Source organism: Ralstonia pickettii, assembly GCF_016466415.2.
Taxonomy (GTDB): Bacteria; Pseudomonadota; Gammaproteobacteria; order Burkholderiales; family Burkholderiaceae; genus Ralstonia; species Ralstonia pickettii.
Genome location: NZ_CP066771.1, coordinates 3,366,178 through 3,392,842, shown reverse-complemented (window position 1 = coordinate 3,392,842; position 26,665 = coordinate 3,366,178). Strand labels below are relative to the sequence as shown.

At 65.5% G+C, this 26,665-nt stretch carries 21 protein-coding genes; 9 read left to right on the top strand and 12 right to left on the bottom strand.

The window, feature by feature from the left end; all coding sequences use genetic code 11:
• Nucleotides 1-53 precede the first annotated feature (53 nt).
• Complete coding sequence (locus RP6297_RS16030; protein WP_037028032.1) at nt 54-1,145, top strand: DNA topoisomerase IB; 1,092 nt, start codon at nt 54-56, stop codon at nt 1,143-1,145.
• 33 nt (nt 1,146-1,178) lie between these two features.
• Here RP6297_RS16030 and RP6297_RS16025 read toward each other — a convergent pair whose 3' ends face one another.
• Genes RP6297_RS16025 through RP6297_RS16015 form a run of 3 tightly spaced genes read right to left on the bottom strand, consistent with a single transcriptional unit; the run spans nt 1,179 to nt 7,165 of the window.
• Entirely contained in the window at nt 1,179-2,723 is a 1,545-nt protein-coding gene (locus RP6297_RS16025) for an efflux transporter outer membrane subunit (protein ID WP_037028033.1), read from the bottom strand.
• A gap of 2 nt (nt 2,724-2,725) precedes the next feature.
• Nucleotides 2,726-5,878 (bottom strand): efflux RND transporter permease subunit, encoded by a 3,153-nt coding sequence (locus RP6297_RS16020; RefSeq protein ID WP_037028035.1) that lies wholly within the window; start codon nt 5,876-5,878, stop codon nt 2,726-2,728.
• Between the two features lie 15 nt (nt 5,879-5,893).
• Nucleotides 5,894-7,165: an efflux RND transporter periplasmic adaptor subunit gene (locus RP6297_RS16015; RefSeq protein ID WP_037028038.1), complete on the bottom strand. Its 1,272-nt coding sequence runs from the start codon at nt 7,163-7,165 to the stop codon at nt 5,894-5,896.
• Between the two features lie 569 nt (nt 7,166-7,734).
• Here RP6297_RS16015 and RP6297_RS16010 point away from each other — a divergent pair.
• The 4 genes from RP6297_RS16010 to RP6297_RS15995 all read left to right on the top strand — a co-directional run bounded on the left by RP6297_RS16010 (nt 7,735) and on the right by RP6297_RS15995 (nt 11,829).
• Nucleotides 7,735-8,406: a TetR family transcriptional regulator gene (locus tag RP6297_RS16010; RefSeq protein WP_037028041.1), complete on the top strand. Its 672-nt coding sequence runs from the start codon at nt 7,735-7,737 to the stop codon at nt 8,404-8,406.
• Nucleotides 8,403-9,296, top strand: a complete 894-nt coding sequence (locus RP6297_RS16005) for a patatin-like phospholipase family protein (RefSeq protein ID WP_037028043.1) — start codon at nt 8,403-8,405, stop codon at nt 9,294-9,296. Before RP6297_RS16010 ends, RP6297_RS16005 begins: the two co-directional genes overlap by 4 nt.
• A 107-nt stretch (nt 9,297-9,403) precedes the next feature.
• Entirely contained in the window at nt 9,404-10,837 is a 1,434-nt protein-coding gene (locus RP6297_RS16000) for a dihydrolipoyl dehydrogenase family protein (RefSeq protein WP_037028045.1), read from the top strand.
• 101 nt (nt 10,838-10,938) lie between these two features.
• Nucleotides 10,939-11,829 carry a DODA-type extradiol aromatic ring-opening family dioxygenase gene (locus tag RP6297_RS15995; RefSeq protein WP_015856125.1) on the top strand — a complete coding sequence of 297 codons (891 nt, stop codon included), beginning with the start codon at nt 10,939-10,941 and terminating at the stop codon, nt 11,827-11,829.
• Nucleotides 11,830-11,860: 31 nt separating this feature from the next.
• Here the strand turns inward: RP6297_RS15995 and RP6297_RS15990 are convergent, their stop codons facing one another.
• Nucleotides 11,861-12,889 (bottom strand): D-2-hydroxyacid dehydrogenase family protein, encoded by a 1,029-nt coding sequence (locus tag RP6297_RS15990; protein ID WP_015856124.1) that lies wholly within the window; start codon nt 12,887-12,889, stop codon nt 11,861-11,863.
• A 426-nt stretch (nt 12,890-13,315) separates the two neighbouring features.
• Between RP6297_RS15990 and RP6297_RS15985 the strand changes: the two genes are divergently transcribed.
• The 3 genes from RP6297_RS15985 (at nt 13,316) to RP6297_RS15975 (ending at nt 17,467) form a co-directional block, all read left to right on the top strand.
• Nucleotides 13,316-15,184, top strand: coding sequence for a phosphoenolpyruvate carboxykinase (GTP) (locus tag RP6297_RS15985; protein WP_015856123.1), 1,869 nt, complete (start codon nt 13,316-13,318; stop codon nt 15,182-15,184).
• An 868-nt stretch (nt 15,185-16,052) separates the two neighbouring features.
• Nucleotides 16,053-16,895 carry a winged helix-turn-helix domain-containing protein gene (locus tag RP6297_RS15980; RefSeq protein ID WP_037028048.1) on the top strand — a complete coding sequence of 281 codons (843 nt, stop codon included), beginning with the start codon at nt 16,053-16,055 and terminating at the stop codon, nt 16,893-16,895.
• A 110-nt stretch (nt 16,896-17,005) separates the two neighbouring features.
• On the top strand, nt 17,006-17,467 hold the full coding sequence (locus tag RP6297_RS15975; protein ID WP_015856121.1) for a DUF3617 domain-containing protein: 462 nt from the start codon (nt 17,006-17,008) through the stop codon (nt 17,465-17,467).
• Nucleotides 17,468-17,540: 73 nt separating this feature from the next.
• Here RP6297_RS15975 and otnI read toward each other — a convergent pair whose 3' ends face one another.
• From otnI to RP6297_RS15945, 6 genes are all read right to left on the bottom strand, one after another.
• A complete protein-coding gene (otnI, locus tag RP6297_RS15970) occupies nt 17,541-18,329 on the bottom strand; it encodes a 2-oxo-tetronate isomerase (protein WP_037028050.1) in 789 nt (262 codons plus the stop codon).
• Between the two features lie 23 nt (nt 18,330-18,352).
• A complete protein-coding gene (locus RP6297_RS15965; protein ID WP_037028051.1) occupies nt 18,353-19,678 on the bottom strand; it encodes an MFS transporter in 1,326 nt (441 codons plus the stop codon).
• Between the two features lie 65 nt (nt 19,679-19,743).
• The gene (otnC, locus tag RP6297_RS15960; RefSeq protein ID WP_037028052.1) at nt 19,744-20,388 is read right to left on the bottom strand and encodes a 3-oxo-tetronate 4-phosphate decarboxylase; all 645 of its coding nucleotides are present in this window, start codon (nt 20,386-20,388) and stop codon (nt 19,744-19,746) included.
• Nucleotides 20,385-21,698, bottom strand: coding sequence for a 3-oxo-tetronate kinase (otnK, locus tag RP6297_RS15955; protein ID WP_037028053.1), 1,314 nt, complete (start codon nt 21,696-21,698; stop codon nt 20,385-20,387). Before otnK ends, otnC begins: the two co-directional genes overlap by 4 nt.
• Entirely contained in the window at nt 21,695-22,606 is a 912-nt protein-coding gene (gene ltnD / locus RP6297_RS15950; protein WP_015856116.1) for an L-threonate dehydrogenase, read from the bottom strand. The genes otnK and ltnD overlap by 4 nt, the downstream gene beginning before the upstream one ends.
• Before the next feature lie 15 nt (nt 22,607-22,621).
• Nucleotides 22,622-23,338, bottom strand: a complete 717-nt coding sequence (locus tag RP6297_RS15945; protein WP_037028063.1) for a FadR/GntR family transcriptional regulator — start codon at nt 23,336-23,338, stop codon at nt 22,622-22,624.
• A 133-nt stretch (nt 23,339-23,471) separates the two neighbouring features.
• On the opposite strand from RP6297_RS15945, the gene denD reads away from it, so the two are divergent.
• The gene (denD, locus tag RP6297_RS15940) at nt 23,472-24,455 is read left to right on the top strand and encodes a D-erythronate dehydrogenase (protein ID WP_037028065.1); all 984 of its coding nucleotides are present in this window, start codon (nt 23,472-23,474) and stop codon (nt 24,453-24,455) included.
• On the opposite strand, the gene RP6297_RS15935 is transcribed toward denD, so the two are convergent.
• Together RP6297_RS15935 and RP6297_RS15930 are read right to left on the bottom strand one after the other, a co-directional pair.
• Entirely contained in the window at nt 24,452-25,096 is a 645-nt protein-coding gene (locus RP6297_RS15935) for a response regulator (RefSeq protein WP_037028067.1), read from the bottom strand. The two genes, denD and RP6297_RS15935, sit on opposite strands and share 4 nt — an antisense overlap.
• On the bottom strand, nt 25,093-26,532 hold the full coding sequence (locus RP6297_RS15930; protein ID WP_037028068.1) for a cache domain-containing protein: 1,440 nt from the start codon (nt 26,530-26,532) through the stop codon (nt 25,093-25,095). The genes RP6297_RS15935 and RP6297_RS15930 overlap by 4 nt, the downstream gene beginning before the upstream one ends.
• Nucleotides 26,533-26,665 lie beyond the last annotated feature (133 nt).

Here is a 26,665-nt window from a genome sequence, read left to right as displayed (position 1 = left end):
GTGAGAAAGGAACGCCGCTTGCTCAACGCGATCATCTCTCCAAGCCATCTACCGTGGAACGCGTTCCCAAGTCTGCGTCCGCACCGGTTGCCACTAGCGCCACCCTTCTCGCCGAAGCGCTGCCCGAACAGCTGCGCTATGTGGACGACACACGCCCGGGCTACACCCGGCGCCGGCTACGCGGCCAATTCGCCTATTTCGACACGCGCGGCCAGCGCATCCGCGATCCGGCCATCATTGCGCGCATCAACAAGCTGGCGATCCCGCCGGCCTATACCGACGTCTGGATCTGCCCACATGCGGGCGGGCATCTGCAGGCGACGGGACGCGACGCACGCGGGCGCAAGCAATATCGCTACCACGCAGAATGGCGCGCCTTTCGCGATGCTGATAAATACGGGCGGCTGCTGGCCTTCGGGGCAGTGCTGCCGCGGGTGCGCGAAGCGATCACCGCCCATTTGGAGGCGCCGGGCCTGTCGCGCGAGAAGATGCTGGCGACGGTGGTCTACCTGCTGGACGTGACGCTGGTGCGCGTGGGCAACGCCGCGTATGCGCGCGACAACCGCTCCTATGGGCTCACGACACTGCGCAACCGCCACGTTGAGGTGCACGGCAATACGGTGCGCTTTCAGTTTCGTGGCAAAAGCGGCGTGGAGCACGACGTGTCGGTATCGGATCCGCGCCTGGCGCGCATTATCCGGCGGTGCGTTGATCTGCCGGGACAGGAATTGTTCCAGTACATCGACGAAGCTGGCGACCGCCGAGTAGTCGATTCCACGGATGTGAATGCATACTTACAAGAGATTGCCGGGGCGGATTTCACGGCGAAGGACTACCGCACCTGGGCCGGCAGCGTGCTGGCGCTGGATCTGCTGCGCGGGCGCACGTCGACGAACGTTACCGAGGCGCGCCGGCAGGTGGTGGAGGCTGTTGCTGCCGTGGCCCAGCGCCTCGGGAACACGCCGGCCGTCTGCCGCAAATGCTATGTGCACCCGGCTGTGGTGGACGCGTTCCTGGCGGGCGAACTGGAAGCGCTGCCCCCGACCCGCGCGCGCAAGGGTCTGCGACGCGAAGAAGTGGCCTTGCTTTACTTTCTCGAGCACATCGCCAGCACTAAGGGCACAGGCGAAAAAAAGCCCGCCTGAAGAAGGCGGGCTTTGGAGCGAACAGACGCGGACTTACTTCGATTGCTGCGGCGTCATATCCGGCGTGGCGGGCGCAACGCCCGGCGCGGCCGTCGGCTGAGCCTGCTGTGCGGCCACGGTGGTGCTGCGCTCTTGCAACCCGCCGCCCAGCGCCGTGTACAGATCGATGGCGTTGGTCAGGCGGGCCAAGCGCGTCTGCACCAGCGTCTGGTCGGCGCTGAACAGATCGCGTTGCGCGTCGAGCACATCGAGGAAGCTCGACACGCCATTGCGATAGCGCTGATCAGACAGCGTCAGGCGATCCGCCGTGGCATCGCGGAATCGCTTCTGCGCGGCCACTTGCTCCTCCAGGGTGCCGCGCGCCACGAGGGCGTCGGACACTTCGCGGAACGCGGTCTGGATCGTCTTCTCGTAGTTGGCAACCGCAATCTTCTGGTTGGTCTTGGTCAAGTCCAGGTTGAAGATGTTGGTGCCCCAGTTGAAGATCGGCAGCGTCAGGTTCGGCACGAACGACCAGAACTGGGTCCCGCTCTTGAACAGGTCATGCAGCGCGCCGCTGGCCGTGCCCACGTTGGACGTCAGCCCGATGCTCGGGAAGAACGCTGCCCGCGCCACGCCAATGTTGGCGTTGGCGGCAATCAGCTTCTGCTCGGCCTGGCGGATGTCCGGACGTTGCTCCAGCAGCTCCGACGGCAGACCCGGCGGAATGTCGGCCACGATCTTCTCCGACGACACCGTGGTCGGCGCGGGCAGATCGGCCGGCAGCGGCGCGCCCACCAGCAGCACCAGGGCGTTGGTCGCCTGAGCGTACTGGCGAGTCAGCTGTGCCACCGACACACGCACCGATTCCACCAGCGTCTCGGTCTGACGCAGATCCAGCGCCGACGAGGCGCCGACGTCAAAGCGCTGCTTGGCGAGCTTGTAGTAGTCCTCGCGGCCCTTCAGGGTCTGCTGGGCCAGATCGAGCTGTTCGGCGTAGGCGCGCTCGTTCAGGTAGGCCTTGGCCACCTGCGAGATCAGGCTGATCTGCGCGGCACGCCGGCCTTCGTCCGTCGCAAGATAGCTTGCACGCGCAGACGACGTGACGTCGCCCACGCTGAACAGGTTCACCTGGTAGTTGCTGATGCCCACCCCAAGCTGGTACTGCTTGGTGTGGATGTCGCCGCCGGTGGTCGAGATCGACGGCGGCGTATGGCTGCGCGTGTACGTGGCAGACGCGTTGACCGGCGGCAGCAGGTCGGCGATCTGCAGGCGGTACTGCGCACGCGCGGCCTCGACGTTGAGCATGGCCACGCGCAGGTCGCGGTTGTTCTCGAGCGCCAGGCCGATCAGCTTCTGCAGGCGCGCATCGGGGAAGAACTCGCGCCAGCCCAGTTCGGTCGCGCGGGGCGCGTTCTCGCCGGGCTTGGCGGAGTCCGCCGGCACGGCATAGCCGGCCGGAGCCTGCGGGTACGTGCTCGTTATCGGAGCGTCCGGGCGCTCATAGGTGGGCGCCAGCGAGCAGCCGGACAACACGCCGGCAGCCAACAGGAGCGCCGGCAGCAGCGCGGGGGTTCGAAAGGTCATCGTTTTCTGCATGTTCAGATTTCCTCGTCCAGCGGACGGTGCGCGGCATCCAGGCGGCGTTGACGCTCGCTGCCCTTGAAGATGCGGCGGACCACCACGAAGAACACAGGCACCAGCACCACGGCCAGCACCGTCGCGGTGATCATCCCGCCCATCACGCCGGTACCGATGGCGCGTTGGCTGGCGGAGCTGGCGCCGGTGGCAATCGCCAGCGGCAGCACACCCAGGATGAAGGCGAACGACGTCATGATGATCGGGCGGAACCGCAGGTGTACGGCTTCCAGCGTCGCGTCGATCAGGCTCTTGCCTTGCGCCTGCAAGTCCTTCGCAAACTCGATGATCAGAATTGCGTTCTTGGCGGACAAGCCCACCACCGCAATCAGGCCGACCTTGAAGTACACGTCATCCGGCATCGCGCGCAGTGTCACGCCCAGCAGTGCGCCGAGCACGCCCAGCGGCACCACCAGAATCACCGCCGCCGGGATCGACCAGCTTTCGTACAGCGCCGCCAGCACCAGGAACACCGCCAGCAGCGACAGCGCATACAGCGCCGGCGCCTGCGAGCCCGAGGCCTTTTCCTGCAGCGACTGGCCCGTCCACTCGTAGCCGATACCGGCCGGCAGCTTGGCGGCCAGGCGTTCCATCTCGGCCATGGCGTCACCCGAGCTGGCACCCGGCGCGGCCGCACCCGAAAGGCGGACAGCCGGATAGCCGTTGTAGCGCACGAGCTGCACCGGGCCGACGATCCAATGGCCCTTGGCGAACGTCGACATCGGGACCATGTTGCCCTGACCGTTGCGCACGTACAGGTTCATGATGTCTTCGGGCTGCATGCGGTTGATCTTGTCCGCTTGCACGATCACACGCTGCTGACGACCATAGTTCGGGAAGTCGTTGGCGTATGCCGAACCCAGCGCCGTCGACAGCACGGCGTTGATGTCGGTGAACGAGACACCCAGCGCATTGGCCTTCTCGCGGTCGATATCCACCTGGTACTGCGGCGAATCTTCCAGACCTTCCGGGCGCATGCCGGTGATGACCTTGCTTTGCGCCGCCATCCCCAACAGCTGATTGCGGGCCGCCATCAGCGCGTCGTGGCCGAGGCCCGCGCGGTCCTGCAGACGGAACGTAAAGCCCGTTGCGTTACCCAGTTCCGGAATCGGCGGCGGATTCAGCGGAAAGACGATCGCATCCCGAATGCCACCGAACAGCGCACCGAAGGCCCGGCCGACCACGGCATCGGCGGTTTGATCCTTGCCCTTGCGCTCGCTCCAGTCCTTGAACGGGGTGAACACAATACCGGCGTTCGGCCCGTTGCCCGAGAAGCTGAAACCCTGGACAGCCACGATGTTCTCGACCGCCTTTTCCTGCTTGTAGTAGTTCTCGACCTGCTTGATCACTTCCAGCGTGCGGTTGGCCGATGCACCCGGCGGCAGCTGGATGTTGGTCACGATGTAGCCCTGGTCTTCGGTCGGCAGGAACGAAGACGGCAGGCGCAGGAACAGGAACACCACCGCCACGATCAGCGCAACGTAGATCACCATGTAGCGGAAGGTCTTCTTCAGCATGCGCTCCACGAAGCTTTGATAGCGGTTCGTGGTGGTGCTGAACATGCGGTTGAACCAGCCGAAGAAGCCCTTCTTCTCATGGTGCGAGCCTTTCTCGATCGGCTTGAGCAGCGTCGAGCACAGTGCCGGCGTGAGCGTCAGCGCCATGAGCGCCGAGAAGAAGATCGACGACACCATCGACAGCGAGAACTGGCGATAGATCGCGCCCACCGAGCCCGAGAAGAACGCCATCGGGATGAACACGGCCATCAGCACCAGCGTAATACCGATGATGGCGCCCGTGATCTGGCCCATGGCCTTGCGGGTCGCTTCGCGCGGGGGCAGGCCTTCTTCGGCCATGATCCGCTCGACGTTTTCGACCACCACGATGGCATCGTCAACGAGAATACCGATCGCCAGCACAAGGCCGAACATCGTCAGCACGTTGATCGAGAAGCCCATCGCGTTCATGGTGGCGAACGCGCCCAAGAGCGAGATCGGCACCACGATCGACGGCACCAGCGTGTAGCGGATGTTCTGCAGGAACAGCAGCATCACCAGGAACACCAGCGCCATGGCCTCGAACAGCGTCTTGACCACTTCCTCGATCGAGATCTGGACGAACTTGGAGGTGTCGTACGGCACCTTGTATTCCACGCCCGCCGGGAAGTATTTCGAGAGTTCTTCCAGCTTGGCCTTCACGGCCTTGGCGGTGCCCAGTGCATTACCCGTGGGCGAGAGCTGCACACCAATGGCCGAGATCGGCTGGCCGTTGATCCGCGCAGACGTCGAGTAGGTCTGGCCGCCGAGTTCCAGGCGCGCAACGTCCTTCACGCGCACCAGCGAACCGTCCGGCTTGGCCACCAGCACGATGTTGCCGAACTGCTCGGTGGTTGTGAGCTGACCTTCCACCACGACCGTCGCCGCGAGCGGCTGGTCGGAGACGGACGGCAGATCGCCGATCGTACCGGCCGAGACCAGCGCGTTCTGCGCACGGATGGCGTTGTAGACGTCCGTCGGGGTCAGCTTGTAGCCAACCAGCTTGGCCGGATCGATCCAGACGCGCATGGCGCGCTCCGTACCGAACAGCACCGCCTGACCCACACCCGGCACGCGCTTGATTTCGTTCAGCACGTTGCGCGAGATGTAGTCGCCCAGTGCCACCGGATCCATCTTGCCGTCGGTGGATGCGAGCGTCGCGAACAGCAGGAAGTTCGAGCGGGCCTTGTCGACCTGCACACCCTGCTGCGTCACCTGCGAAGGCAGACGCGCTTCCACGCGCTTCAAGCGGTTCTGCACGTCCACCTGCGCCAGCGCCGGATCGGTACCGGCCTTGAACGTCACGGTGATCTGCGCCTGGCCGTTACCGCCCTGGCTGACCGACTCCATGTAGAGCAGGCCGTCCGCACCGTTCATTTCCTGCTCGATGATGCTCGTGACGGATTCGTCCAGCGTCTTCGCGTTTGCGCCCGGATACGTTGCCGTGATGATGATGGACGGCGGTGCAATGGTCGGGTACTGCGAGATCGGCAGCTGGGTGATCGAAATCGCCCCAGCAAGGATGATGAACAGCGCGAGCACCCAGGCAAAGACCGGGCGATCGATAAAAAACTTTGCCATGCGATGGCTCCTTGTTTACTGCTTGGCTGCCGGTGCGCTGGCAGCGGGAGTGCTTGCAGCAGGCGCGCTGGCTGCCGGCGCGGGTGCGGCGCTGCTACCCTGGCCGCCCTGACCTTGCGAGCCCTTGCCCTGGCCTGCCGACATCGGTTGCCACGGCACGGCCTTGACCGGCGCGCCCGGACGGACCTTCTGCAGGCCGTCGACGATCACCTTGTCGCCCGCCTTCAGGCCGCTGGAGACGATCCATTCCGTACCGGTCGAGCGGTCGGCCTGGACCTGGCGCACCGCTGCCATGCCCTTCTCGTCGACGACCATGACCGATGCGCCGTCCGGGCTGCGCGTCACCGCTTGTTGCGGCACCGTGATGGCCTGTTCGTCCACGGCCTGCTCCAGGCGGGCACGCACGTACATGCCCGGCAGCAGCGTGCGGTCGGCGTTCGGAACAATCGCGCGCAGCGTGATCGTGCCCGTAGCAGGGTCCACCGTCAGGTCCGAGAAATAGAGCTTGCCCGTTTGCGCGTAGGCGCGGCCGTCTTCTGTCACGAGCGTGACCTTGGCCGCGTCACCACCGGCCTTGGCCAGCTTGCCGTCCTTGAGCGCCTGCTGCAGACGCATCACTTCGGTGCTCGACTGCGTGAACGTCAGGTAGATCGGATCGATCTGCTGAACGGTGGTCAGCAGCGTCGCCTCGCCCTGGCCCACCAGCGCGCCTTCGGTGACCTGCGCCAGACCGGCACGACCGGAGATGGGCGAAGTCACACTGGCATAGCCGACGTTCAACTTGGCGGTCTCCACGGCAGCGCGGGCGGCGGCCACGTCAGCGGTGGCTTGCTTGGCGGCGGCGGTGGCGTCGTCGTAGTCCTGCTTGCTGATGGCGTTGGTGGCAACCAGCGGCTTGTAGCGCTCGGCCTTCAGTTGCGCCTGCGTTTGTGTGGCTTCCGATCGCGCCAGCTGTGCCTTGGCGCTATCCAGCGATGCCCGGTACTGCGCCGGATCGATCTGGAACAACTGCTGGCCGGCCTTTACGTCACTGCCTTCCGCGTAGGTGCGCTTGAGCACAATGCCCGCGACCCGAGCCCGCACCTGTGCCACACGCGTAGCCTCCAGGCGCCCCGGCAACTCGCTGGTCAGGCCAACGGAATGCGGCTGCACGGTCACAACGCCGACTTCGGTCGGAGGCATGCCGGCGCCGCCCGGCCCTTGTGCCTGCTTGTTACCGCAGGCTGCAAGTGCCACCACCATGAATGCGGCGGCAGCGAGTTGGTGATAACGGCGGGTGTTCGTCATAGATGACCCCATGTGGCGATAAGCGGAATGCCGGGTGCCGCGTCGCCGCGCAAACGAGTGCGACGCCAGCAAACCGTCAGCGAAACCAAAAAAACACAAAAAACGAAAACGTCCGATGCTAGCTGCATCCGGCGGCATGCGATATGGCCTTTGCGACGAAGTCGCAACAACTCGGACCAGAAAGCTAGGACGCGGGAGCGATCGGCAGCCGATCTCCGACCCGCTGACCGACAGACACGAAGTCGGCCCCGGGCAGCTTACCCGCATGGAGTGGCGCATACGGCCATGGGCAAGCGACGGACTGCGCGCTATTATAGATACGTTCGCGTATGTATGTAAGTGACGCCATTGAGGAACAGGGGCTCCGTAGACACCTTTCCTGCGGTCGTAGCAATGACGGCGATCAAGCGAACATGCAGCGGATACCGCGCTGCGACAAGGATTGTCAGCCAACCGGCCTGCTGTCGCGTTGTGCGAAGCGCAATAGTGCGTTGCCTGGAATTGTGCATTGCACAAAAGCCAATCGAAAGAACGCCGCCCGAGGTGGCACAGCGTTCCCCTGGAAGATCATGGTCAGACGAACGAAGGAAGAAGCACTTGAAACACGTAACCGCATCCTGGATGCGGCGGAAGACGTGTTCTATGCGCGGGGCGTGGCACGCACATCGCTATCGGATATCGCGCAGGCCGCGGGCGTGACACGCGGCGCCATCTATTGGCACTTCCGCAACAAGACCGATGTGTTTGCAGCCATGTGCGAGCGCGTGAAGCTGCCCATGGAGACCATGTGCACCCCGCTCGGGATGGAGGCCGATGATCCACTGGGCGAACTGCGCGCGGTGGGCAACTTCCTGCTGCGGCAACTCGTGGAGGACGCGCACTGGCGCAAGGTCTTCGAGATCATGTTCAACAAGTGCGAGTTCGTCGAAGACACCAGCCCCATCCTCAAGCGTCAGCAGGAATCGTTCGAGGAAGGCATGACGCATCTGACGAGCATCATCGAGCAGGCAACGCGGCGCGGGCAACTGCCGGCCGACCTCGACATCCCGCTGGCCGTGGCGCATTTCCATGCCACGTTCAACGGCATCATGGGCGATTACCTCTTCTATCCGGACGCCTCCAGCCTCGCCACCAAGCGCGAGCGTCTGCTGGATGCGTGCATCGATACCCTCAAATACGCGCCGTCGCTGCGGCTGGAGCCGGCGGCGGCCACGGCGGCCCGCACCGAGGCCTCGGCATGAACGCGCCCGTATTCGATCAGATGGTCTTTGCCGGTGGTGGCAACCGCTGCTGGTGGCAGGCCGGCTGGTGGGACGTCGTGCAGCCCGAACTGGGCCTGGCGCCGCGCGTGATTGCCGGCATCTCGGCGGGAGCCTCGACGGCGTGCATGCTGCATGCGTGGAATTCCGCCGAGCTGATGGATTACTACGGCGAGGCCCTGCGCCAGAACACCCGCAACGCCCATTGGGGCAACCTGCTGCGCGGCGAGCGCGTGTTTCCGCACTACGGCATGTACCGCACGGCGCTGCTGACGGTCTTCAGCGAGGGCCGGTTCGGGCGGCTGGCGCAGGCGCCCGAGATCCGGATCGGCGTGGCGCATATCCCGCGCTGGCTGGGCGCACGCTCAGCGGTGGCGGCGGGGCTGATTGCGTACAACATCGAAAAGCACGTTCTCAAGACGCTGCACCCAACGCTGGGCAAACGCCTCGGCTTTACGGCGGAAATCGTGCGCGCGCAGGACTGCGCCACACCCGAGGACTTGGCGGATCTTCTGCTGCAATCGGCCTCCACCCCGCCGTTCACGCCGGTACTGCGGCGCGACGGGCGGCCGGTGCTCGACGGCGGCATGGTCGACAACGTGCCCGTGCACGCGCTGGACGCCGCGCCCGGCGACGCGCTGGTGCTCGTGACGCGGCTATACCCGCGCCCGACGTACTTCCGCATGGATGTGCCGGTGGCCGACGGCGTGCAGCGCCGGTTTTACGTCCAGCCCTCGCGCAAGGTTCCCATTTCGAGCTGGGATTACACCCGCCCGGGCGCCATGCGCGACGCCTATGCGCTCGGCCGTCATGACGGCGAAACCTTCCTGCGCGAACTTCCACGCGGGTTCGCCACGGCGGTGGCTGCGTAACCACCACCTCGAAGAGAGAGGCGGCGGGCGCGCTGCTTGCTGCACATGGCGCGCCCGCCGGCGTGCCATCAAGGTCGTCCGGCCGATCCTTCTCCGACGGACACTTCATGGCCGCAAACCCTGCACATGCGTTTGACCTGATCGTGATCGGCGCCGGTTCGGCCGGGCTCGCGGCTGCGCGCCGGTCTGCGCAACTGGGCGCGCGCACGCTGCTGATCGACCGCGCGCAAGTGGGCGGCACCTGCGTCAACCGCGGGTGCGTACCCAAGAAACTGCTCCGCTACGGCGCCGCCTGGTCGCAGACGATGGCTCGATGCTTGCTCGCAGCGCACACCTCGGACGCCTCGGAAGCCTGGGCCGATGCCATCGCCCGCACGCGCGCCGAGGTCGCGCGGCTGCACGAAGCGCATGTCGTCCAGTTGGCCGATGCCGGCGTGCAATGGCTGAGCGGCATGGCTTCGCTGCGCGGCCGCGGCATCGTCCGGGTGCAAGCCGAGTCCGGCAAGACCACGCTGCGTGCGCGCCAGATCGTGCTGGCCGCCGGCGCCCGCCCCACGCCGCTTCCCGTACCCGGCGCCGAATTGGCCTGCACGTCCGACGACGTGTTTGGTTGGGACACGCTGCCCGCATCGCTCATCATCGCGGGCGGCGGTGTCATCGCGGTGGAAATGGCGTCCACGTTGGCGCGCTTCGGCGTGCGGGTCACCGTGCTGACGCGCGATGCGCGCGTGCTGCCGGAATTTGATGCCACGGTGGCCGAGGCCGCCGCGCAGTCGCTGGCTGGCTGCGGCGTCGACCTGATCCTGAACGCCGACGTCGTCCGCATCGAACGCGATGCCGTGAACGGCGGCGGCGTGGCTGTCTACGCGAGCACCGAGGGCAGCGACGTTCCGCGCGTGCTGCGCGCCCAGCGCATGCTGAGCGCCATCGGACGCACGTCGAACATCGCAGGCCTTGGCCTGGAGGCCGCAGGCGTCACGCTCGATGCGCACGGGCGCATTGCCGTCGACCGCCACTTCCGTACACGCGCCCGCGGCGTCCATGCAGTCGGCGACGTCTGCGGCGGCAGCCCGTTGCAATTGACGCCCGTGGCCGTCGCGCAGGGCCGCTACGTGGCCGAACGCCTGTTCGGTAAAGGGATCAAGCTGCCTGACATGAACACCGTGCCGATGGCCGTGTTCTGCGATCCGGCCATCGCCGGCGTGGGCCTGACCGAGGCCGACGCGCGCACGCGCTGGCCCGAACTTGGCAAACGCGGGCCGGACACCGACAAACGCGCCCTGGCCGACCGCATCGACGTGGTCGTCCGCCGCTTTGTCTCGCTGGAGCAGCGCTTTGCGGGCTCGGGCATGGAATCGCTAATCAAGCTGGTGTGCAACGCGCGCAGCGGCCGCGTGCTCGGCGCACACGTCGTCGACAACGCCGCGCCGGAGATCATCCAGGCGATGGCGGTGGCCGTGCGCATGGGCGTACGGCTCAAGCATCTGCAGTCGACCGTCGGCCTCCACCCGACGGTGGCGGAGGAATTGCTGGGCATGTAAGCGCACTCGTTCAATTTTCCTGATCCCGCCCTGCAAATCCATGCACGTTACAGGTGCTGCATCGGCGCACAATGGCAGTCACTTTCTTCAGGAAATTTGACATGCTCCCCGTGCTCTATCTGTCCCATGGGTCGCCCATGCTGGCGGCCGATCCGGGCCCCGTCGGCAAGATGCTTGCGGCGCTCGGGCAAGAGATGGCAGCCCTCAAGCCGCGCGCCATCGTCGTGGTTTCACCGCACTGGATGACGCGCCGGCCGGCCGTCACTGCCCGCGCGCAGCAGGAGGCCTGGCACGACTTCGGCGGTTTCCCGCCGCAGCTCTACGCCTTGGAATACGCCCCGCCGGGCGCGCCCGACGTGGCAGAACGCATCCGTGCGCTGATCGACGGCAACATCGTCCCCGGGCTGGAAGAACAGGCCTCCACCGTGTTGGACCCGCGCCAGCCGCTGGACCACGGCGCGTGGGTGCCGCTGATGCTGATGCTTCCCGAGGCGAAGATCCCCGTCGTGCAGGTGTCGTTGATGCCGGGCTTGTCGCCGGCGTGCCAGATGGCGATGGGACGCACGCTCGCGCCGCTGCGCGACGAGGGCGTGCTCGTCGTCGGCTCCGGCAGCTTCACGCACAACCTGCGCGCGCTGATGCGCGGCCCGGGCATGGCGCAGCACGGCGTGCCGGTCGAGCCTTGGGTGACGGCCTTCCGCGAATGGATGATCGAGACGATGACCGATGGCATCCGCAGCGGCGATTTCACCCGCTTCTGCGATTACCGCGCGCAAGCCCCGAACGCCGCCCACGCCCACCCGACCGACGAACACCTGATGCCGCTGTACGTGGCACTGGGTGCCGCCATGGGACAGCCGGGCCAAGCCACGCCGGGCGGCGTGCAGGCCCAGCACGTGGTCGATACGGTGACGTACGGATCGCTGGCGATGGACAGCTTCCGCTTTGACGGCGCAGGCGCCAATCAACCGCAGCTGCGCGCCGCCGCCTGATTGACGGAAGCGACGGGCAAAACGACTGGCGTTATGCGCGGATCAGGGCAGGCGCCAGCGCCGTCGGGTTGACCACGCTGTCGACGTTGCCCTGCAGGACATCGAGGATGTTCTGGAACGCAACGCTGAAGTACAGCTCGTAACCTTCGCGTTCGACGTACCCGATGTGCGGCGTGCAGATGCAGTTCTCCATGCGCAGCAGGGTGTGGCCCTGCAGGATGGGCTCCGTTTCGAACACGTCGATGGCGGCCATGCCCGGTCGCCCGCGGTTGAGCGACGTCACCAGGCCGTTTTCTTCGACCAGCTCGGCGCGGCTAGTGTTGACGAAGAGGGCGGTCGGCTTCATGCGGGTGAGGTCAGCCACGGTGACGATGCCGCGCGTTTCGTCGTTCAGGCGCAGGTGGACCGACAGCACATCGGACTGCTCGAACAGGGCGTCTTTCGATTCCGCCACGGCAAAGCCGTCGGCGCGCGCCCGTTCCTGCGAGCCCTCGCGACCCCACACCAGTACATTCATGCCGAAAGCACGGCCGTAACCGGCCACGAGCTGGCCGATCTTGCCGTAGCCGAAGATGCCCAGCGTCTGGCCCTTCAGGACCCGGCCGATGCCAAAGTTGGGCGGCATCGTGGTGGATTTCAGCCCCGACTGCTGCCACGCGCCGTGCTTGAGGCTCGCCACGTATTGGGGAATGCGACGCTGTGCGGCCATCACCAGCGCCCAGGTCAGCTCGGCCGGCGCCACCGGCGAGCCTTTCCCCTCCAGCACCACCACACCCTTTTCGGTGCAGGCATCCAGATCGATATGGCCGCCCGAGTCGCGCGATACGCGGCCCGTCTGGCTGATGATCTTGAGTTTGGGCAGGCGATCGAGCAACTGACGCGTCACGCGCGTGCGCTCCCGGATCAGCACAATGGCTTCAACGTCCGCCACGCGTGCGGCCAATTGCCCCACACCTTTGACGGTGTTGTTGAACACTTTGACTTCGTGGTCTTGCAGCAAGCTAAAGCAATCCAGCTTGCGAACAGCGTCTTGGTAGTCGTCCAGTACGGCAATCTTCATCGACATCTCACTTCGAACAATGGTGCGCAGCAAAAAACAGCGATCCCTCGCGGTGGTATTCTTCCCATCCCTCGTCGCACGACAATCCGTGTCGACGTTTGGAATTGCCCGCCGCGGGCACGCAATTTGCGCAGCCTCGCTGGTGACGAGTCCTTGTTCTACGGTCTATTGACCTCGGTCCCGCCACTTTAGCGCACGCGGCCCTCGCTGCCCGGAAAAACCCACCTTCCGTCAGTGCACCGCTTTGTAACTGAATGTGAAATCAGCACGGCTCCCGTCCCTCCGCCTGCCTCACCTCTCCCTCTGGAAACCGCTGATCCGGCTCGCTTCCGATGCGCCGTCGATCGCTTTCCACCCCGCCGCTGGGCGCGGCCGCCGTGCCGATCCGACACCGATTTCTTTCTCACTTCCATTGGAGTTTTGGTCATGAATCAACCCGTGATGCAGGGCGTGCCCGCATTGAACGTGCCCGATTACGTGAAACACCCGCGCCTGATCGCGTGGGTGGGCGAGGTGGCGGCGCTCACCAAGCCGGAGCGCATCGTCTGGTGCGATGGTTCGCAAGAGGAATACGACCGCCTGTGCGCCGAAATGGTGGCCGCCGGCACGATGAAGCAGCTCAATCCGGCCAAGCGCAAGAACTCGTACCTGGCGCTGTCGGACCCGTCGGACGTGGCACGCGTGGAAGACCGCACCTTCATCTGCTCGCAGAAGAAGGAAGACGCCGGCCCCACCAACAACTGGACGGCCCCGGCCGAGATGCGCCAGACACTGAACGGCCTGTTTGACGGCAGCATGCGCGGCCGCACGCTGTATGTGGTGCCCTTCTCGATGGGGCCGCTGGGCTCGCCGATCGCACACATCGGGGTGGAGTTGTCGGACAGCCCGTACGTGGCCGTCAACATGCGCATCATGACCCGCATGGGTCGCGCGGTGTACGACGTGCTGGGCACCGACGGCGATTTCGTACCGTGCGTGCACACCGTCGGCAAGCCGCTCGCCGCCGGCGAAAAGGACGTGCCGTGGCCGTGCAACCCGACCAAGTACATCGTGCATTTCCCGGAAACGCGCGAAATCTGGTCGTTCGGCTCGGGCTACGGCGGCAATGCGCTGTTGGGCAAGAAATGCTTCGCGCTGCGGATCGCCTCCACCATGGGCCGCGACCAGGGCTGGCTGGCCGAGCACATGCTGATCCTGGGCGTGACGTCGCCGGAGGGCAAGACGTACCACGTGGCTGCGGCCTTCCCGTCGGCCTGCGGCAAGACCAACTTTGCGATGCTGATTCCGCCTGCAGGCCTGAACGGCTGGAAGGTGACGACCATCGGCGACGACATCGCCTGGATCAAGCCCCGCCAGGACGCCAACGGCAAAACGCGCCTGTACGCCATCAACCCGGAAGCCGGCTACTTTGGCGTGGCTCCGGGCACGAGCGAGAAGACCAACTTCAACGCGATGGCCACGCTCAAAGAGAACGTCATCTTCACCAACGTGGCCCTCACCGACGACGGCGACGTGTGGTGGGAAGGCATGACCGACACGCCGCCGGCGCACCTGATCGACTGGCAGGGTCAGGACTGGACGCCTGCGAGCGCCAAGGAAACCGGGCGCAAGGCGGCGCATCCGAACGCCCGTTTCACCGCACCGGCCGCACAATGCCCGTCGATCGATCCGGAGTGGGACAACCCGGCCGGCGTTCCCATTGATGCGTTCATCTTCGGTGGCCGCCGGTCGACCACCGTGCCGCTCGTGACCGAAGCGCGCGACTGGACCGAAGGCGTGTACATGGCCGCCACGATGGGCTCGGAAACCACCGCCGCCGCTGCCGGCCAGCAAGGCGTGGTGCGCCGCGACCCGTTCGCCATGCTGCCGTTCTGCGGCTACAACATGGCCGACTATTTCGCGCACTGGCTCAAACTCGGCGAGAAGCTGGCCGAGAGCGGCGCCACGCTGCCGAAGATCTTCTGCGTGAACTGGTTCCGCAAGGACGAAAACGGCAAGTTCGTCTGGCCGGGCTTTGGCGAGAACATGCGCGTGCTCAAGTGGATGGTCGATCGCATCGAAGGCCAGGCGCAGGGTGAGGAACACGTCTTCGGCGTGTCGCCGCGCTACGAAGAACTGAGCTGGGATGGCCTGGACTTCACGGCCGAGCAGTTCGCCAAGGTGATCTCGCTGGATGCAGCGGCCTGGAAGGAAGAGCTGGCGCTGCACGACGAGCTGTTCACGAAACTGGCGCACGGCCTTCCGCAAGCGCTGCCCGATGCCAAGACCCGCCTGGAAGAACGCCTGAGCGGCTGACGCCCGCTGCCTCCTCGGCATCAGGATAAGAAAGCCCGCCTCGCGCGGGCTTTTTTGCGTCCGCCCACAACAGGTTGCCCAAACAACGAGCAGTAATCCTAAAGTTTTAAATCGCGCGAATTACCCCTGCCACAAAACAGATCAATTGATTTTTAGCGAATCCGATTGTTTTGAAAAAAATACCGGCGCACACATGAAATCGATCATTATGCCGGCGCGAGCATAATCGTTATGCATTTATGCCAGACTTGAATCATTGCACGCATGCTATCGGCCAAGAACGTTGCTGGGCTTAGCTTTATGAAGAATTCATGTCAACCGTGCCACATCCCGGTTCGCGGGGGAATTGAATGAATTTCGAAATTTCAAAATTCCTGCGTGACGAATTCCTACGGGATTCTTATAATCCGGCAAAACGGAATCCTTTCTCTCTGAGCCAGAGGGGGATTCATGACTAGAGGAAACGGGAAAGGGCGAACAAGCCTTATGCCAAAGGAGGTGGGGGATCCCCGCTTCACCGGCGCTCGGGGGGGCGCCGGCTCGGATTGCGCGTAAGCGATACCGCACACTGTGCAAACGATTGCATGGTCCGGCACGCTGCGACTGGCACCGAGGGGCTTGCAGACCTTTCTCAGGACCACCCTGGACACCACCCAGGAGGCTCCGCTGGCGATCGTCGACGGGAACAGCAGCATGACGATCCGCGCAAGGCCGACGGCCAGGCAACAGCGCCCGCAAGAAAAGACATGCGAGCACAGGCGCAATTGCCCGCATGGCACTCATAACAACGCACACCGCAGACAGCAGAGCGCAGCCGCGAGGCTGCTCGCCGGAGTGTGTCGGCTGGTTAGACGGGAGGTATTACAAAGTGGGTATTCAGATCTTGCTGGTCGAACACGACCAGGCAGAGGGGGAGCGTCTGTCGTTTTCCCTGCGTGATGGTGGACACGATGTTCAACGGGTCAGCCATCCGGGCCAGGCGCAGGCTGCGATACTGGCCGCCATGCCGGAGCTGCTCCTGATGGAGTGGACGTGGCCCGAGCGCGAGTCGATCGACATGCTGCTGGCCTTGCGCGCCAACATGCAGACGCGCGGCCTGCCGGTCATCGTGCTGTCCCGTCATGGCGATGCGCGCGCCAAGATTGCCGCGCTTGACGCCGGTGCCGACGACTACGTCGTCAAGCCGTGCGACACCGGCGAGCTGCACGCCCGCATTCGCGCTGTGCTGCGCCGCCGCGCGCCGCACCAGCATGGCGACGACATCCTGCAGGTCAACGGCCTGCGCCTTGATCCGCTCACGCTGGGTGTGACTGCGCAAACCGAAACCGGCCCCCGCGCCATTGCGCTCAGCCCGCTGGAATTCCGCCTGCTGCACTTTCTCGTCGCGCATCCGCAACGCGTGCACTCGCGCACGCAGCTACTGGACCGCGTGTGGGGCAACCATGTCTTCGTGGGTGAGCGCACGGTCGATGTGCACGTGCGCAAGCTGCGCGTGGCGCTGGCCGGTACGCCTTGCGACGGCCTGATCCAGACCGTGCGCGGCGGCGGCTATCGGCTCGTGGCCGGCACTGGCGCCGCAACGGCCATGCATACCGCCGACGCGATCGGCCTGCAGCTCGAAGCCGCGACCCGCAAGACCGAACTGCCGTCGTACGGCCACATGCCGACGTCGCGTTCGCTGGCCAAGGAACCGGTGCGCCTGGGCGTCTGAGCCCAGATCCATACGCCGCGTATCGCACATCCCTGACCGCCGACCCCATCGCCGCTCGTGCCGGGCCGCGATGGGGCCGTGCGTGATCTCGCCCCATCAAGGAATTCAATATGAAGCTGTGGCACAGCGGTGTACTGCTGGCTGGACTGACGTTGGGCGCGCACGCGCAGGAAGTCACGCCAGGTTTGTGGGAAAGCACGACGAGCGCGACGCTGAACGGCAAGCCGTTGCCGCACTTTGACGAGCAAGGCCGCCAAGTGCCGAGCCGCCCTGAACGCGGTTGCCTGAGCGCCAACGACGCCAGCGACGTGCGCGCCATGTTCGAGCGTTCCATCCGCCGTGATCAGCAAGGCTGTAAGCTCACGCGCTGGAACTACACGCTGGGCACGCTCAAGGTCACGCTGTCGTGCGAAGACCCGCAGGGCGGCAAGGGCGTGCTGGAAGCCAGCGGGCCGCTCACGCCGACGTCGTACAACATCAGCGGCAGTGGTCAGTACCAGCATCCGCAGTTCGGGCCAATGAAGAGCGGCTTCCACTACCAGGGCCGCTACATCGGCGCCTGCAAGTCCTAAGCGACGCCGCCCCAAAAGACAACGGCCGGACTGCGCATGCAGCTCCGGCCGTCTTTGTTTGAAGGCGAGCCGATCAGCGTTGGCCTTCGCACCAGCGCTTGAGCCAGCCGAGCCCTTCGCTGGTGCCGGCACACGGCCGATATTCGCAGCCGACCCAGCCGTTGTAGCCGAGCGCATCGAGCAATGCAAAGAGGTGCGGATAGTTCAGTTCCCCTTCGTCTGGTTCGTGGCGATCGGGCACGCCGGCAATCTGCACGTGGCCCACGCCCTCGACGTACTGCTTGAGTTTGACCGACAGATCGCCCTCCATGATCTGCGCGTGGTACAGGTCGAACTGCACCTTGACGTTCGTCGCGCCGACTTCCTTGCACACCGCATGCGCCTGCGCCTGGTGCGTGAGGAAGAAGCCCGGCATGTCGCGCGTGTTGATGGGTTCCAGCACGATGGTGACGCCCGCGCCGGCGGCCTCGTGCGCAGCGTAGGCGACGTTGCTCACGTAGGTGGCGTGATGGCGTGCGCGGTCTGCACCCGCGGGCAGCAGGCCCGCCATCACGTGCAGGCGCGTGTTGCCGAGCACCTGCGCATACTCCAGCGCTGTCGCTATGCCGCGCTTGAACTCCTCTTCGCGACCGGGCAGCGAGGCGATGCCACGCTCGCCGCCAGCCCAGTCGCCCGGCGGCGCATTGAACAGCGCCTGCGTGAGACCTGCGTCGTCAAGACGCGCCCGGATATCGGCCTTGTCGAAGTCGTAGGGAAAAAGGAACTCCACGCCCTCGAAGCCATCCTTTGCCGCAGCGGCAAAGCGGTCGAGGAATGCGTGCTCCTGGTACATCATGGACAGGTTTGCGGCAAAGCGCGGCATGACAGACCTCTGAATACGATTGCTTATTTATTGACCAGCTTCGGCGGCGTGCGCAACACGGCAATGCAGCCGAGCACCAGCACGCCCGCCAGCGCGTACATGCCGGCAGATGTGCTGCCCGTCATGTCCTTGAGCGCACCGATCATATAGGGGCTCACGAAGCCGGCCAAGTTGCCGACCGAGTTGATGGCCGCGATGCCGGCCGCAGCAGCGGTGCCTTGCAGGAACGCCGTCGGCAGCGACCAGAACAGCGGCGCGCACGTCAGCACGCCCGCGGCGGCCAAAGACAGGAACACGATCGACAGGGCCACGTTGTGACCCGCCATTGCCACCACGGCAAAACCGACTGCGCCCATCAGCGCCGGCACAACCAGGTGCCAGCGGCGCTCGCGGCGTGCATCGGCGCTGCGGCCGATCAGCACCATGGTGATCGCCGCACATACATACGGAATGGCGGAGAGCATGCCCACCATGAAGGTGTCTTTCACGCCGGCGCTCTTCACGAGCGTCGGCATCCAGAACGTCAGCCCATACTGGCCCATGACGAAGGCGAAGTAGATCAGGCTCATCATCCACACGCGCGGATCGGAGAACACCTTGCCGATGCCGGGGTGCTCGGTCTTGCCTTTGTTGTCGGCCGCAATGTTGGCTTCGAGGATCTGCTTTTCGTCTTCCGACAGCCATTTGGCCTTGCGGATGCTGTCATCGAACTTCCAGAGCACCAGCAGCCCAACGAGCACGGCAGGGATGGCTTCGATCACGAACATCCACTGCCAGCCCTGCCAGCCGCCGGCTGCGCCCGCTCCGTGAAACGCACTCATGATCCAGCCCGACAGCGGGTTGCCGAAGATGCCCGAGATGGGAATGGCCGCCATGAACATCGCCACGATGCGCGCGCGGCGATGCGACGGATACCAGTACGTCAGGTACAGGATGATGCCGGGGTAGAAACCCGCTTCCGCCAAGCCCAGGAGGAAGCGCATCGCGTAGAACTGCGTGGGCGTCTGCACAAATGCAAACGCGCCCGAGATCAAACCCCACGTGATCATGATCCGCGCGATCCAAATACGCGCGCCGATCTTGTTCATCAGCAGGTTGCTCGGCACCTCGAAGAGAAAATAGCCGAGGAAGAAGATGCCGGCGCCCAGCCCGTACACCGTCTCGGAAAAATTCAGCGCCTGCGACATCTGCAGCTTCGCAAACCCGACGTTCACGCGGTCGAGGTACGCGACCACGTAGCAGAGCATGATGAGCGGGACGATGCGGCGCGACACGCGCGCGTAGACACTGTCCTCTTTTGAAACGGCGTGCGAAGGCAACGCCGCCGTGGTGGCGGTCGAGGTGTTCATTTTGTCTCCGGTGTAGGTGTTATATGGGCCGAGCGGCGGGCACTACCGATCTGCTGCCGGTTGCTCTACCAACGGGCCCCGAACGTCTGGCGCAGTTCGTCGATCTGCGCGTCGGACAGCGGCGCCGGCTTGGGTTCGGTCATCAACCAAAGCCGTGCGGTTTCTTCCAGTTCTTCCAGCGCGTAAGCCGCAGACGACACCGAGCCGTGCCACACCACGGGCCCCAGCCGGTCGAGCAGCACGGCGCGCACATCATTGGCCAGCGCGGCAATCCGCGCGGCTACATCCGGATGGCCCGGTCGCCGATACGCGATAAGCGGCACGTGGCCGACCTTCATCACGTAGTACGGCGTAATGGGCGGCAGCACGTCGGCTTCGTGCCAGACGCCCGCCAGCGTGAGCGCTACGAGATGCGTCGAATGCGTGTGCACCACGGCATGCGCCTCCGCATTGCGGTCGTAGATGCCGCGATGCAGGGCCAGCGTTTTCGACGGCTTGTCGCCTGCGACCCACTCGCCCGTAGCGAGCACCTTGGCGATACGTGCCGGGTCCAGCGTGCCGAGGCAGGCATCGGTGGGCGTGATGAGCCAGCCGTCAGGCAGGCGCGCGCTGATGTTGCCTGCCGTGCCGACGGTGTAACCGCGCGCATACAGGCTCTGTCCGACGCGGGTGATCTCTTCACGTAGCGCGCTTTCGTTCGTGGTGGTCATGCGATCGGCTCCGTGGTTGCGTGCGCCAGTTGCGCGAGCGCCTTCTCGAAGAAATCCACCGTGCCGAAGTTGCCGGACTTCAATGCCAGCGCAAGCGGATCGCTATCGATGGTGGCGGTCCAGGGCACACCGGGGTCGATCTGCGGACCGATGCGCAGCGCACGCACATCGAGCGCCTGCACCACCGCGCCCGAGGTCTCGCCGCCAGCCACCACGAAGCGGCGCACGCCATCGGCATACAGCGTGCGGGCGATGCGGCCCAGTGCGTCTTCCACCAACTTGCCCGCGCGCTCAACGCCCAGCGTCTGCTGCACGCGAGCCACTTGCTCCGGAGCACTGGTGGCGTATACCAGCACCGTCTGACCTGCATGGCGGTGCACGAAATCAAGCGCCTCGACCACCACCGGTTTGCCTTCGGCCAGCGCCAGCGGATCCACCTGGAACGCCGGACGCGATGCACGCCAGTGCGCCACCTGCGCGTTCGTCGCACGTGAACAGCTGCCCGACAGCACGATCGCCGAATCGGCCACGATCGGCAGTTGCGCCGCGTTGCCGTGCGCGGTGATCAGCCCCGCGCGGCGATATTGCGCCGGCAGGCCAAGCGCCAGGCCCGAGCCGCCGGTGAGCAGCGGTAGATCGGCAAATGCCTCGCCCAGCACGATGAGGTCGTCGTTCGAAATGGCATCGGCAATTGCCAGCTTCACGCCGTCGGCGCGCAATTGCTGGGCCCGATCGCGAGCGGCCTGTGCGCCGCGCATGATGGTGTCGTAACGCAGCAGGCCGACTTTGCTCGCACTCTGGCGAGCCAGCACCGGCACGAGATTCGGATCGCGCATCGGCGTCAACGGATGGTGCTCCATGCCCGACGCGTTGAGCAGCACGTCGCCCACGAACAGATGGCCACGGAAGATCGTGCGGCCGTTCTCGGGAAAGGCGGGGCAGGCCAATGTGAAATCCGTACCCAGTTCGGCCATCAACGCCTCGGCCACAGGCCCGATGTTGCCGGCGTCGGTGGAATCGAAGGTCGAGCAGTACTTGAAGAAGAAGCGCGAACAGCCTTGCGCGCGCAGCCAGTGCAGTGCAGCCAACGACTGCGCGACGGCATCGGCCGCGGCAATCGTGCGCGACTTGAGCGCAACGACGATGGCGTCGGCATCCGCCGCGATGGCCCCGGCGCCGGCCTGCGGCACACCGATGGTCTGCACCGTGCGCATGTCGGCGCGCACGAGCATGTTGGCAAGGTCGGTCGCACCGGTGAAGTCATCGGCGATGCAACCGAGGACCGGGCGGGACGTGGGCGCTGCGCTCATTTCGGTTGGCCCTCCGGCAACGAGATCCCCGGGAAGATCTTGATCACGGCGGAGTCGTCTTCACGGGCGTAGCCGGCGGTGGACGCCTGCATGAACATCTGGTGCGCGGTGGCCGCCAGTGGCAGCGGGAATTTGCTCGCGCGCGCGGTATCGAGCACGAGCCCCAGATCCTTGACGAAGATGTCGACGGCGGACAGCGGCGTGTAGTCGCCGGCCAGCACGTGGGCCATGCGGTTTTCGAACATCCAGCTGTTGCCCGCGCTATGGGTGATGACTTCGTACAGCGCGTCCGCTGCCACGCCTTCGCGCAGGCCCAGGGCCATGGCTTCGGCGGCCGCGGCGATGTGCACGCCGGCCAGCAGCTGGTTGATGATCTTGACCTTGCTGCCCGCGCCCGCCTTGTCGCCCAGGCGATAGACCTTGCCAGCCATGGCATCGAGCACGTCGCCCGCCGCCGCATACGCCTCGGGCGTGGCCGAGGTCATCATGGTCATCTGGCCCGAGGCGGCCTTGGCAGCGCCACCGGAGATAGGGCCATCCACGTACAGAATGCCCTGCTGCGCGAGACGCGCCTCCAGCGCTATCGACCAGTTCGGGTCCACCGTTGAACACATGACGAACGTGCTGCCCCGTCGCATGGCGCCCGCTGCGCCTGCCTCGCCGAACAACACGGCTTCCGTCTGCGCAGCGTTGACCACCACCGAGACCACCACGTCCACACCCGCTGCCACCTCGGCAGGCGTTGCACAGGCCACGCCGCCTTCCTTGGCGAAATCTGCAGCGGCGCCCGGGCGCGCATCGCAGGCATACACGGTGTAGCCGTGATTACGCAGGGTCTTGGCAATGCCCAGACCCATGGCGCCGAGTCCGATCACGCCAACCTTCCGGTCAGCCGCCGATTGCGTCATGAATGGCTCCTGAAATCAGTCTTGCGCTGCATCGCGGCCCTCGGCCAAGCGACGTGCGGCATTGGACATGTGGGTCTGCGCGGCATTGCGTGCAGCGAGTGCGTCGCGGTGGCGAATCGCTTCGACCATCGCGCGGTGCTCGTCGCGGACCTGGCGGGCGAAATCTTCCCGGCGCGCTTCGTTGCTGCGCGTCACGCCGATCGCTTCCTCCAGGTATTGGCTGAAGAAGCCGAGTGCCTGCACGAGGAACGGATTGCCGCTGGCGGCCGCGATGGCGCGGTGAAAACGCAGGTCTTCGGTCACGCCGTCACCGCCGGCCGCCACCGCAGCGTCGATGCTGTCGAGTGCGGCGTCGATCTCGATCATCTCGGCGTCGGTGCGGCGCTGGGCCGCGAGGGCGGCGCCTTCAGCCTCCAGCGCGCGGCGCAGTTCGATGATGTGCAGCACGGCATCGATCGAGCCGGCTTGCGCCGCGTCGATCCGCAGCGGCTTGAGGCCGGCCTGCTGGGTGACGTACACACCGCTGCCCTGGCGCGCTTCGACCACGCCTTCGTGGCGCAGACGCGAGATGGCCTCGCGGATCACGGTTCGGCTCACACCGAATTCCTGCCCGAGCACGGTTTCGGACGGCATGCGTTCGCCGCGGCGCAGTTCGCCCGCGTCGATCTTGTCCATCAGGGTCTGGGCCACGCGGTCGGACAGGGAGGGCGCGGCGTCGAGTCGTTCAAACATGGTGGCAGGGATGTCTTGGCAAGCGTAAATTCGTCGTGTCATCATACAAGTTGAGTCGTAGCGCTTCATCCCTGTTTACCCTAGGCATCCATCAAAACGCCCGGCGGCTTACGTCAGGCAAGAAGGAGACACCATGAATATCGTCATCACCGGCGGCGCCGGTTTCCTGGGCCAGCGCGTGCTGGCGGCACTGCTTCAGCAACCGGGCCTGCCGGATGCGGACGGCACGGAGCAGCCGGTGGAGACCTTCATCGTGCTGGACCAGGTGGCCGGTCAGATTGCCGATGCGCGCGTGCGCTACGTGACCGGCGATGCCTCCGACCCCGCCCTGATAGCCCAGGTGATCGACGAAAACGTGGGCGGCGTGTTCCACCTGGCCGCCGTGGTGAGCGGCACCGCGGAAGCCGATTTCGACCTCGGCATGCGCGTGAACCTCGACGGCACGCGCGCATTGCTCGATGCGCTGCGCGCGCAGCACACCAAGACCGGCCGTGCGCCGCGCGTGCTGTTCGCCAGCTCCGTGGCAGTGTTCGGTGGCCAACTGCCGGCCGTTGTCACCGACGACACGGCGGCCACGCCGCAGGCCTCGTATGGCGTGCAGAAGCTCATGGGCGAATTCCTGGTCGGCGAGTATTCGCGCAAGGGCTACATCGACGGCCGCGCCGTGCGCATCCCCACGGTGTCGGTACGCCCGGGCAAACCGAACGGCGCGGCCTCGAGCTTTGCCAGCGGCATCATCCGCGAGCCGCTGGCCGGCGAGGAAGCCATCTGCCCGGTGGAAGCCGAGACTGAGCTTTGGCTCGCCTCCCCGCGCCAGGTCGTGGCCTCGCTGCTGCACGCGTACACGCTGCCGGCGTCGGCATGGGGCAATCGCCGCTCATTGAATCTGCCGGGCATTACGGTGCGCGTGGGCGAGATGGTGGAAGCGTTGCGCAAGGTGGCGGGCGATGCGCCGGTCTCGCGCATCCGCTGGGAGCCGGACGCGCGCATCAAGGCCATCGTGCAAAGCTGGCCGGCGCGCTTCGATACCGCGCGCGCCGATGCGCTGGGCTTTGGCCGCGACACCTCGTTCGAAGCGATGGTGCGGGATTACGTGGACAGCGCGAAGGGCGCCTAACGGCCCTTTCCCAGCTCCACCGCAAACTTCACCAGTTCTGCCTGCCCCTCGATGCCGAGTTTGCGCTTGAGGTTCAGGCGGTGCGATTCCACCGTACGCACGGACAAGCCCAGCTCGTCGGCGATGCGCTTGTTGGCATAGCCCTTGGCGATGCCGTCGAGGATGTCGCGCTCGCGCGGCGTGAGCGCCTCCACAGGCGTGGGCATGACGGCCTGCTCGGCCATGCGCATCGCCAGCTGCGCGCTGTAGAACGGGCGGCCGACCAGCACGGCGTCGATGGCCTCGACCAGTTCGCTGGCGGGCGCGTCCTTGAGCACGTAGCCGCGCGCGCCGGCGCGGATCACCTGTCGCACGTACTCGAGGTTGTCGTGCATCGAGAGGACGAGCACGGCAATCTCGGGAAATTCTTCGGCGAACTTCTCGGTGAGCGCGATGCCGTTCATGCCGCGCATGCCGATGTCCATCAGTGCCAGATCGGGTGCCAAGGAACGCGCGGCCTGCAGGGCGGCTTCGGCGTCGCCGGCTTCACCCACCACTTCGAAATGCGGCACGGCTTCCAGCCGCACGCGCACGCCATCGCGCACGAGCGGGTGATCGTCGACGAGGAGCAGTTTGACGGGCGCGGGTGATCGCATGTTCATACGAGTGGAGAAGAGGGGGCGGAAGCCAGTCGAGCGATGACGTCATGCGGCAGCACGGCGCTCACCTCCGTACCGTGCGAGCCGGAGGCGATGGTACAGCTGCCGCCGAGCGCGGCCATGCGTTCGCGCATATTGCGCAGGCCGATACCGTGTTGCGGGTCCACCTGTACGGATTCCACGTCGAAACCGGGGCCGTTGTCGCGAACGGACAAACGCACGGCATCGAGATCGTTTTCAAGCAGCACGCCGATGCGCGTCGCTTCGGTGGCATGGCGCTCGATGTTGGAGACGGCCTCCTGCGCGATGCGGAACAGTGCGGTGTTGCACGCATCCGGCAATTGCACCGGGGGGCCGACAAGTTCGAGCGCAATCGCAAACCCCGGCTGGCTGTCTTCGTGGGCCTCGCGTGTTTCGCGCACGAGGAGTTCCAACGCTGCCGCCAAGCCCAGGTCATCCAGGAGCGCAGGGCGCAGGTTGTGCGACACGCGCCGCACCTCGCCCAGCGCGCCGTTCAACCGGTCGAGCGCCCGGCGCAGCATGCTGCCCGCCCGTTCGATCGACGTCGGCGATGCCGCTGACGCTTCGAGATGGCCATGCGCGGTTTCCAGCAGCAGCTTGGTGGACACCAGCACCTGGCTGATGCCGTCGTGCAGCTCACGCGAGACACGCGCACGTTCGTCTTCCTGAGACTTCACCACCTGCTGCGCGAGCTGGCGCAGCTTGGCATCGGCCTGGCGGTGGTCGCTCACGTTCAGCGCCAAACCGCTGCCGGCCACCAGCAGGATGCTGACCGCGGCTATGCCAACCACCCAGGCCAGCGTCTGGTCGATGTTGGTCTGCGCGCGCCGGTCAATCTCACGCAGGGTCTGCTCGATGTCGTCCAGGTACAGGCCGGTGCCGACCATCCAGCCCCACTGCGGGATCGGCTCGACGTAACCGAGCTTGGGCACGCTCTGGTGCGTGGACGGCTTGTCCCACATGTAACGCACGAAACCGCCGCCGGCCTGCGCAGCCGCCACCAGCTTCTGGATTGTCGGCTGACCACCGGCATCTGTCAGGTCCCACAAGTCGCGTCCGACAAGTTCGGGCTGGCGCGGGTGCATCAGGTTGCGGCCGCGCAGGTCATAGAGAAAGAAATAGCCGTCGGTGCCGAAATCGAGACGGGCGAGGGTGCGCATGGCTTCGTCGCGCGTGGCTTCGTCTGCGGCCCGGTCACCGCCATGGCCCGAGGCCAGCAGCGGGGCGATGGCGCTCTGCGCAAGCTTGACGTAAGAGCGCAGCTCGGTCTCCTTGGCCTGCAGATACGCCGACTCCACCAGCTGCCGCTCGTGCCGTGCCAGCGCGATCGACTGATGGCGCACGGTCAACATGATCGCCAGCATGGCGATGGTCAGCGGTGCGACGGCGAGCAGCAAGATTTTCTGGCGGAGCTTCATGGCAAAAACGCGGCGCTTTGCTGTATTGCGAGTTTCGGCGCGGTCTCGGTCGGGTGTGGCGCCCTGCGTAGAACTACGGACGTGCGTTGCGTAGTCCTCCGCTTGTGGCGCGGGGTAGGGCTGGCAAATACTA

Excerpts from the sequence above, each read along its gene's own strand:
- otnK (WP_037028053.1), bottom strand. The coding sequence starts at position 21,698 with ATGAGCGCAGCGCCCACGTCCCGCCCGGTCCTCGGTTGCATCGCCGAT.
- ltnD (WP_015856116.1), bottom strand. The coding sequence starts at position 22,606 with ATGACGCAATCGGCGGCTGACCGGAAGGTTGGCGTGATCGGACTCGGC.
- RP6297_RS15930 (WP_037028068.1), bottom strand. The coding sequence starts at position 26,532 with ATGAAGCTCCGCCAGAAAATCTTGCTGCTCGCCGTCGCACCGCTGACC.
- RP6297_RS16020 (WP_037028035.1), bottom strand. The coding sequence starts at position 5,878 with ATGGCAAAGTTTTTTATCGATCGCCCGGTCTTTGCCTGGGTGCTCGCG.
- RP6297_RS16015 (WP_037028038.1), bottom strand. The coding sequence starts at position 7,165 with ATGACGAACACCCGCCGTTATCACCAACTCGCTGCCGCCGCATTCATG.
- denD (WP_037028065.1), top strand. The coding sequence starts at position 23,472 with ATGAATATCGTCATCACCGGCGGCGCCGGTTTCCTGGGCCAGCGCGTG.
- RP6297_RS15995 (WP_015856125.1), top strand. The coding sequence starts at position 10,939 with ATGCTCCCCGTGCTCTATCTGTCCCATGGGTCGCCCATGCTGGCGGCC.
- otnI (WP_037028050.1), bottom strand. The coding sequence starts at position 18,329 with ATGCCGCGCTTTGCCGCAAACCTGTCCATGATGTACCAGGAGCACGCA.
- RP6297_RS16025 (WP_037028033.1), bottom strand. The coding sequence starts at position 2,723 with ATGCAGAAAACGATGACCTTTCGAACCCCCGCGCTGCTGCCGGCGCTC.
- RP6297_RS15990 (WP_015856124.1), bottom strand. The coding sequence starts at position 12,889 with ATGAAGATTGCCGTACTGGACGACTACCAAGACGCTGTTCGCAAGCTG.
- RP6297_RS16005 (WP_037028043.1), top strand. The coding sequence starts at position 8,403 with ATGAACGCGCCCGTATTCGATCAGATGGTCTTTGCCGGTGGTGGCAAC.
- RP6297_RS15965 (WP_037028051.1), bottom strand. The coding sequence starts at position 19,678 with ATGAACACCTCGACCGCCACCACGGCGGCGTTGCCTTCGCACGCCGTT.
- otnC (WP_037028052.1), bottom strand. The coding sequence starts at position 20,388 with ATGACCACCACGAACGAAAGCGCGCTACGTGAAGAGATCACCCGCGTC.
- RP6297_RS15935 (WP_037028067.1), bottom strand. The coding sequence starts at position 25,096 with ATGAACATGCGATCACCCGCGCCCGTCAAACTGCTCCTCGTCGACGAT.
- RP6297_RS16010 (WP_037028041.1), top strand. The coding sequence starts at position 7,735 with ATGGTCAGACGAACGAAGGAAGAAGCACTTGAAACACGTAACCGCATC.
- RP6297_RS16000 (WP_037028045.1), top strand. The coding sequence starts at position 9,404 with ATGGCCGCAAACCCTGCACATGCGTTTGACCTGATCGTGATCGGCGCC.
- RP6297_RS15985 (WP_015856123.1), top strand. The coding sequence starts at position 13,316 with ATGAATCAACCCGTGATGCAGGGCGTGCCCGCATTGAACGTGCCCGAT.
- RP6297_RS15975 (WP_015856121.1), top strand. The coding sequence starts at position 17,006 with ATGAAGCTGTGGCACAGCGGTGTACTGCTGGCTGGACTGACGTTGGGC.
- RP6297_RS15945 (WP_037028063.1), bottom strand. The coding sequence starts at position 23,338 with ATGTTTGAACGACTCGACGCCGCGCCCTCCCTGTCCGACCGCGTGGCC.